The sequence below is a fragment of the Streptosporangium sp. NPDC049644 genome, assembly GCF_040675205.1.
In the GTDB taxonomy this organism is placed as follows: Bacteria; Actinomycetota; Actinomycetes; order Streptosporangiales; family Streptosporangiaceae; genus Streptosporangium; species Streptosporangium fukuiense.
Genome location: NZ_JBFAOJ010000112.1, coordinates 20,570 through 28,305 on the forward strand (window position 1 = coordinate 20,570; position 7,736 = coordinate 28,305).

Annotated in this window: 5 protein-coding genes; 1 reads left to right on the forward strand and 4 read right to left on the reverse strand. The window is 70.3% G+C overall.

From position 1 onward, the window contains the following. Positions 1 to 39: 39 nt before the first annotated feature. The 4 genes from AB0J58_RS38235 to AB0J58_RS38250 form a co-directional block, all read right to left on the reverse strand. Positions 40 to 1,788 (reverse strand): ABC transporter ATP-binding protein, encoded by a 1,749-nt coding sequence (locus tag AB0J58_RS38235; RefSeq protein ID WP_364225067.1) that lies wholly within the window; start codon positions 1,786 to 1,788, stop codon positions 40 to 42. Next, the gene (locus tag AB0J58_RS38240; RefSeq protein WP_364225069.1) at positions 1,785 to 3,515 is read right to left on the reverse strand and encodes an ABC transporter ATP-binding protein; all 1,731 of its coding nucleotides are present in this window, start codon (positions 3,513 to 3,515) and stop codon (positions 1,785 to 1,787) included. Before AB0J58_RS38240 ends, AB0J58_RS38235 begins: the two co-directional genes overlap by 4 nt. Continuing rightward, complete coding sequence (locus AB0J58_RS38245) at positions 3,499 to 3,831, reverse strand: hypothetical protein (protein ID WP_364225071.1); 333 nt, start codon at positions 3,829 to 3,831, stop codon at positions 3,499 to 3,501. The genes AB0J58_RS38240 and AB0J58_RS38245 overlap by 17 nt, the downstream gene beginning before the upstream one ends. Before the next feature lie 367 nt (positions 3,832 to 4,198). Continuing rightward, positions 4,199 to 6,241 (reverse strand): cellulose binding domain-containing protein, encoded by a 2,043-nt coding sequence (locus tag AB0J58_RS38250; protein WP_364225073.1) that lies wholly within the window; start codon positions 6,239 to 6,241, stop codon positions 4,199 to 4,201. A 294-nt stretch (positions 6,242 to 6,535) separates the two neighbouring features. Here AB0J58_RS38250 and arfB point away from each other — a divergent pair, with 294 nt between their 5' ends. Beyond that, complete coding sequence (gene arfB, locus AB0J58_RS38255; protein WP_364225075.1) at positions 6,536 to 6,958, forward strand: alternative ribosome rescue aminoacyl-tRNA hydrolase ArfB; 423 nt, start codon at positions 6,536 to 6,538, stop codon at positions 6,956 to 6,958. Positions 6,959 to 7,736 lie beyond the last annotated feature (778 nt).

Below are 7,736 nucleotides of genomic sequence, written 5' to 3' on the forward strand. Positions count from 1 at the left end.
CGGCCGCCGTCGGCGTTACCCGACTCTTCGCCGGAAGGCTCAGCGGCGGCCGGCGTCGCCCGACCAGGCCTGCCAGAGTTCGGTGTACGGCCCGCCGTGGGCGAGCAACTCGGTGTGGGTTCCCTGCTCCACCACGGTTCCTTCGTGCAGGACCAGTATCCGGTCAGCCGTCTCGGCCTGGGTGAGCCGGTGGGCGATGACGAGGGAGCCTCGGCCGTCTGTCGCCGCGAGCGCGGCTTTCTCCAGGTCGCGGGCGCCGGCGGAGCCGGCTTCCGCGGTCGCCTCGTCGAGGACGACGAACCAGGGGTCGGCGAGCAGAACCCTGGCCAGCGCGATCTGTTGTGCCTGGTTGGGGGCGAGCGGCTGCCCTCCGTCGCCGATCCGGGTGTCGAGACCGCCGGGGAGTGCCGCCGCCCAGCCGTCGGCGCCCACGGCCCGTAGCGCTTCGAGCAGTCGCCGGTCGTCCAGGTCCGGGGCGGCCAGGGTGAGGGCGTCTCGCAGGGTGCCCGCGAAGACGTGGACGTCCTGGCTGACCAGGGCGACCCGGGTGCGGATCGCACTGGGGTGCATGCTCTCGTAGGGGCGGCCGGCCAGCGAGACCGAGCCCCCTGTCGGTGTCAGGACACCGCGGGCGATCGCTCCGAGCGTGGTCTTGCCCGCGCCGGTGGCGCCGACCACGGCGATCCGTTCGCCGGGGGCGATGGTGAGCGAGGTCGGGGCCAGCACCGGGCGCCCAGGTGTGTAGGAGTGGCTGACGGAGTCGAGTGCCAGCGGGCCTGGCTCAGCGGGAGCGCTTTCCCGCTGGGCGGGACGCGGGAGTCGGGTGACGCCCACGAGGCGGGCGAGGGCGGCGCCGGTCGACTGCAGCGAGTCGAAGACGAGCAGCAGCGCGCCGATCGGGTTGAACAGCCGGTGGAAGTAGAGCGCGGCCGCGGTGACCGCACCGACAGATGCGGCGTCCGCGCGCACCAGCAGGAATCCGGTGGTGAGAACCGAGCCGAGCCCGATGAGCTCAGCCCGGTTGGACCTGCCGAAGAAGCGGGTCAGCAGGCGGAACACCGTGAGGCTCAGGTCCTTGGCCCGCGCCGAACGATCATCGATGATCTTGAGCTGACGGCTCTCGTGGCCGAAGGCCCGCAGGGTCGCCGCACCGTGCAGGCCACCGACGAGCGCTTCGGTCAGCTCGCCCCGGGCGATGCGTTCCTCGCGGTAGAGCGGACCCGAACGGGGCAGGTACCAGCGCAGGCCCAGCACGTAGAAGGGCGCCGCGACAAGTCCTGCAAGCCCAAGCCGCCAGTCCAGGGCGAACAGGCCCACCGAGGTGAACCCGACCAGGACCACCGAGTTCACCAGCAGAGGCACGATCTCGCCCAGGGAGTCCGCCACGGCGCGGGCGTCGTCGCCGACCCTGGAGATCAGGTCACCGGTCCCGGCGACCTCAAGCCGCTGGGCGTCAAGGTGCAGGGCCGTGTCCAGGACCTCCTCGCGGAGCTCGGCGAGCGCCGGCTCGCCCGCGCGGGCCAGGAACGCGATCGAGGCCGTGGTGAAGAGGGCGCCCAGCGCCGCGGCCACGGCGATGGCCGCGGCGTACGGCGCGATCGACGCCTCGCCGGCGACGACGGCGTCGACGATCCGGCCGAGCATCCATGGCGGCACCAGGGCACACAGGCCGACCAGGACGAACGAGACCATGGCGGCGGCCAGCGGCCGTCGGTGCCGGGACACCAGCCGCAGGGCGAGCCGGAAGGTGTCGCGCCAGGACGCGATGGGGAGCAGTTCGTGGGTCATCGCAACACCAGCTCACGGTAGTCCGGTTCCGTGGCCAGGTCGCGGTGGGCGCCCTCGGCCGTCACTTTGCCGTCGCGGATTAGCAGGACCCGGTCGCACTGTGCCAGGAGCGCGGGTGAGCAGGTCACCAGCCAGGTGGTCAGCCGGGACCCGGGCCGGTGCCGCAGGTCGCGGATACCGGCGGCGATCCGGTGTTCGGTGACGGCGTCCACGGCGGTGGTGGGATCGTGCAGCACCAGGATCGGTGCCCGGGAGGCCAGAGCACGGGCGAGCGCGATGCGCTGGCGCTGCCCGCCCGAGTAGGCGGCCCCGTCGGAGGTGACCGGCCGGTCCGTGCCCGCGGGGTCGAGAGCGGCGACATCGGCGGCGGCGGAGGCGGACAGGGTCACGTGGAGCTCGTCGTCGTCGAGCGCGAGGGTCGGGTCGATGTTGCTGCGGAGGGTTCCCTCGAACAGGTCGACGTGGTGGGGACCGGCCACCAGGTGCGCGCGCCGGGCCGGGATCGAGAGCTCGTCGAGCGGGACGCCGTCCAGTGTGATCGAGGCCGAACCGGTGGCGAAGGCGTCCATCAGCTCGCCCGCGCACGCGGGGCCCTCGATCGCCAGGCCCAGCAGCTCGCCGGGCCGGGAGAGGACGCTCAGATCTGACAGGTGCCGACCGGTCAGGCTTTCCAGGCGCAGCACGGCGCCGGTGGCGGGAAGGGTCCGGGCCCCGGTCTCGACCAGGGGCGGGCCGGCGAGGTAACCGGCGACGCGTCCGGCGGAGGCGTGGGCCTGGGCCACCTGGGCGCCGATGCCGCCGACCACCTCGATCGGTTCGGCGAGGTACTGGGACAGGCCGACCACCATCACGAGCTCACCGACGGTGATCTCGCCGGCCAGCGCGAGGTCCCCCGCGAGGAACGCGACCAGGGCCAGGAACGCCATGCTCAGCAGGGTCGTCAGGCCGAGCATCGCACCTTGGGAGTCCGCGCCGCGGATGCCGGCGATCCGCGCCTGACGGCTGACCCGCCGGTAGCGGAGCGCGGCCTGGTCCTCCGCGCCGATGCCCTGCAGGACGCGGAGGCCGCGCACCAGGTCGGTGGCGATACCGGTCGCGCGCGCCGCGTCGGCCTGCTGGTTCCGGGTCCGCCGGGAGACCACCGGGGTCAGGACCTGGACCGCGGCCATGACGGCCGGCACGCCGATCAGCACCACGAGCCCAAGTCCGACGTGGACGCCGAGCAGCACCCACGCGCTGAGCGCCAGCGATGCCGCCGCGGCCAGGCTGTAGCCCAGCGACCGCACCGCGAACACCACGTTGTCGGTGTCGGAGGTGGTGAGCGAGAGCGTCTCGCCAGTGAGCGCGTCGGTGCGTACCCCCCGGGCGTCCAGCGCGTGGCGGGCGATCTCGGTACGGATCCGGTGCCGCTCGCGCTGGACGACACCGAAGCCCAGACGGGAGCCGAAGCGGTAGGAGTAGGAGAGCACGCCGAAGAGCAGGACGAGCCCCGCCCCGCCCAGGGCGAGTTCCTGCCAGTCCGAGGTCGCCACCGCCCGGTCGATGATCAGGCCGATCATCACGGGCACGAGTGTCTCGCAGAGCTGCCAGAGGGTGAGCAGCAGCAGGAAACCGGTCATCCGCGCCTTGTTGCGAGTCACCCCCCGGAGCAGGAGCCGCCAGGGTGCGGTGCGCGCGAGTGCGGGATCGGCCGACCGGCCGGGGCGGGGACTACGACGCGTCGTCATGTGCCACCGCGCCCTGCGCCCTGGGACGCGGGACGCCGGTGTCATCTCCGTCGAGGAGGACCTGTCCGGACCGCGGCGGGAGGAGTCGCGCGCGGCTGCGCGGGAGCGCCGGCTTCTTGCACGCACCGGATCCGACGAGCACGGTGCACGAGCCCGTCGGGATCGCCAGGCCGAGACCGTCGAGCACGGTCCAGCCGCTGTAGCCGATGTTCAGGCCCCGGGCGTCCAGCCGACCGCCGCTCCGTTCGGCTCCGGTGCCGACCGTCAGGAGCGAGGTCGTCGTCAGGCCTTCCTTGCCCGGGCCGGCAGCGACCACACCAGGTAGGTGCCGCCGACCGTGACGCCCCATGGCGGCTGACGTGGATCCCGCGGAGGGTGCTCCGCGCATCGTGCACTCCTTGAACGGGCCGGGGAAGGGAAAATCGCAGCACAGGGCCCGATCGAATCGGGACACTACCCTGTCGGCCAATGCCCACTGAATTTAGGTTAGCCTTACCGAAATTGTAAAGGGGGTGTCCCTGCTGCCGAAGGGGCCCGATGGAGCTGGGCGTTGCCGCCGGCTCCCGAACCAGCCGTCCTCCGGCGCGGGGATCACGGGCGTCACTCCGCCGCCCTGCCGGCCGAGCCGTCCTCACCACGCGGTGAGCGGGGGGCCGCCCCTCGCGGGACGGCCCCGGACGGTGTCACCGCGTCGTGCAGACGGTTCCGTTGAGGGTGAAGACGGCGGGGAGGACGTTCGGGCCGCTGTAGTTGCCGACGAAGCCGATCGTGGTCGACGCGCCGGTGGCCAGCGAGCCGTTGCCGGGCTCGTTGACGACCTTGACGTTCGAGCCGTTCTGCGTCCAGACCGCGCTCCAGCCGCTGCCCAGGCTCTGCCACGTCCTGGGCCAGTCGAAGTTCAGGGTCCAGCCGTTGATCGGCGCGCCGTTGTTGACGATGTCGATGGCGCCGACGTAACCGCTACCCCAGTCCGACTGGTCGGTCAGCCGGACCGCGCAGGAACTGGAGGCGGGCGTGCCGGTCGTGAAGGTGAGAGGCGGCGAGGCCGGCGAGACACCGCCGCCGCCGTCCCGCGCGATCACGTTGACCGTGTAGCGCGTGCCCGGCTTGAGGTTGCCGACGGTGAAGGAGTTGCCCGCGGTCTCACCGAGTTGCTCGCCGACGGCTCCGTTGTGGCGGTGGACCTCGTACTTCACGACCGGACGCGTCCCGGCGGAGGCGGCGGGCCAGGAGATCACGGCGGTCCTGTCCGTCACGTTCGAGACCGTCGGCTGCCCCGGCGCACCCGGCAACCCGGTCTGGGCCGAGGCGGGACGCACCACGATCGTGGTCAGCGACAGCGGCGGCAGCGTCCGGCTGGTCGCGCTCCCCGAGGTCGAGCCGGCGAGGTCGGTGGCGCCGTTGGTGTGGGTCAGCACGGCCGGCGCCCCGGAGGCCGGGCTGAAACCGGAATAGTCGATCGTGACGGGGAGCGACGTGTCGGACGAGGTGTTGATCAGCAGGACCGCCAGATCGCCGTTGGGGCGGCGGACGGCATGTGCGCTGACCTTCGCCTGGTCGCTGGCGGCCCCGACGAACCGATCACCGGGACGGGCGAACACGCTCATCATCCGCAGCGCGTAGTACGGCGCGAAGGGCGTGTTCAGCGCCGGCTCGCACACGCTGCCGTCGGAGGTGCACGTCCCGCTCGACAGCAGGCCGAAATCGCCGTAGTCGGTATGTCCCTCGACCTCCGTGACCTTGCCGATGCCGTTGCGGGTGTTCCACCAGTCGACGGTGAACACGCCGTTCGCGAGAAGCGTCGCGTAGGCGTCGGCGGCGGCGAGCGCACCGGGCTGGGTGTTCGTGCCGTTGCTGTTGCTCCCGGTGTTGAACTCGGTCATCGAGATGCCGATCCGCTCCGACCCGGGCCCCGCGTACTCGGCGATCTGCCGGCGGGTGAGATGGATCATGTCGGGGACCTGGCCGGCCTTGTCGAAGCCGCCGGGGTACCAGTGCAGGATCACAAAGTCGATCTTCGGTCCGGCAATCGACAGGACCACCTTGTTCCAGGTTCCTTCGTCGCCGCCGCCGACCAGCCCGTCGGGCCAGTTGGCGGGCGTGGTCAGAACCGCACCGATCTTGATGCCCGGGTCGACCGCCTTCATCGCGTCGGCGTACGCGACGACATGGCGGGCGTACTCGGCCGGGCTCTTGTCGGCGTGGTCGTCGGCCTCCCAGGGATCGCCGTAGTGGCCGTTGCCGTAGTTCTCGTTGCCGATCTCCCAGTACTTGACGCCGTAGGACTTGGTGACGTTGGCGTAGCGGACCCAGGCGGCGGCCTCGACGGCGGTGCCGGTGCCGTAGTTGGCGGTCACCATCGCCTGCGCCCCGGTGCGCCGCACGCCGCGCATGAAGGTGTCGAAGTCGGTGTTGGGAGCCACGTAGCCGCCGGGAGCGGTGTGGTCGGCCCAATGGTAGATGTCGGAGTAGGAGCCGCCGGGATAGCGCAGCAGCTTCACACCCGCCCCCTTGAGCAGGTCGGCGGTCTCGTCGGTGCCCAGCTGGCTGTCCCAGATCGCATGGTTGGTACCGATACCGGTTTCGGGGACGGCGGCAAGTGCGGCACGTGCGTTGACGGTCACCGTGACCGGGGTGACATCGTCGGCGGCGTACGCGGTGGGAACGTTCAGGGCGGCCAGCGTCAGCAGGACGGCGGACGCGATCCGTAACGGGACTTTGGGCATCGGCACACCTCGTCATGGGTAGCGATATTCAATCGACGCCCCCTCCTGACCAGGGAGGCACCATGATCTTGTGGGCTGACGCCACGCGCGTCAACCGCCGATGAAAGTTTCAGTCGGTACGGCTGTCATGGCGCTCACCGACCCCGCGCGACCTGCGGTTTCTCCGATCCGGGAGCGGCGTCGAGGGGCGGACGATCACCGGCCACGGAGAAACAGGGCATAAAACCGGTTGATCCACGCTTGTGGCTCCTCGGTACGCTGGAAGCACACCCCCGTGAGAAGGAAGTCATCGCCATGCCCGGTCCGCTCCAGGTCAGCGGTTCGGTCTCGGTCCCCGAGGCCGAGCTCAGCTGGCGCTTCTCCCGTTCCTCGGGCCCCGGCGGTCAGGGGGTCAACACCACCGACAGCCGGGTCGAGCTCAGCTTCGACCTGGCCGCCACCGAGGCGCTCGGAGAGGTCCTCAAGACCCGGGCCCTCGAACGCCTCGCCCCCCGCCTGGTGAACGGCGTGATCACCATCGCCGCCTCGGAGTTCCGCTCCCAGCTGCGCAACCGCGAGGCCGCCCAGATGCGCCTGGCCCAGCTGCTCCGCGAGGCGATCGCCCCGCCCCCCAAGAAGCGCCGCCCGACCAAACCGAGCAGGGGCGCGATCGAACGGCGGATCACCGCCAAGAAACAACGCTCCGACCTCAAACGCCTGCGCAGGGACCACCACTAGACAGGCAGGTCCCACGTCGCTCGAACTGGGGACCCCTTTCTGCCAGGCTTCAGCGAGACACGGGACAAACAAGTCCTTTCGGCATGAAGTAGAGCGATCAAGACAGCGACGATGGCATCGCCGGCCAGGCCGTAGACGGGGCAGGATGGTCGGGTAGCCGAACAGCAGCCGGGCCGCCCCAAGCGCCGGACGTTCACCAATGCCTACAAGGCGCGCATCCTGGCGGCCTTCGACGCCCCGCCCGTTCACGGTCCGCGCAGGCCCTTCCACCATCCGGCGCTGTCGCTCATCCAGGTGCGGAAAGACCGCCTCGAGCTTTGCCGCCGGCATCGTCACAGTCTCCGCCGCCACACCCGTACCACAGCAACGAGAGACATCCTCGAAAGCTACAGGTTAATTCTCTGCAACTCCCAAAACGCGAAGGCGATGTTGAAAATTCTTGTCATTGAAAATCTTTACTGCTAAATTTTCCTCGTTCGATGATCATCGTCAGATCGGAGTATTGTGACCACAGTTTCGTCCCCGTGTAAGCGCATGAGCCACTTACGCCCCGCCATCGCTGGGCTCCTCGCAGCGCCTCTCCTCGTTGCTGGCCTCACGGTCCCGGCCCAGGCCGAGCTAGCGCCAACGACCACCAGCACAAAGGAGAACCGCGTCAAGTCCCAGGATGGTCCCGTCGAGTTGTTACTGAGGTTGAACTCGTGACGTCGTGAGTGGCTATGCCGGTGTGAGGGCCAGGCCGGTTCCCGCGAGGCAGCCATCAATGAGGTCGCTGCGG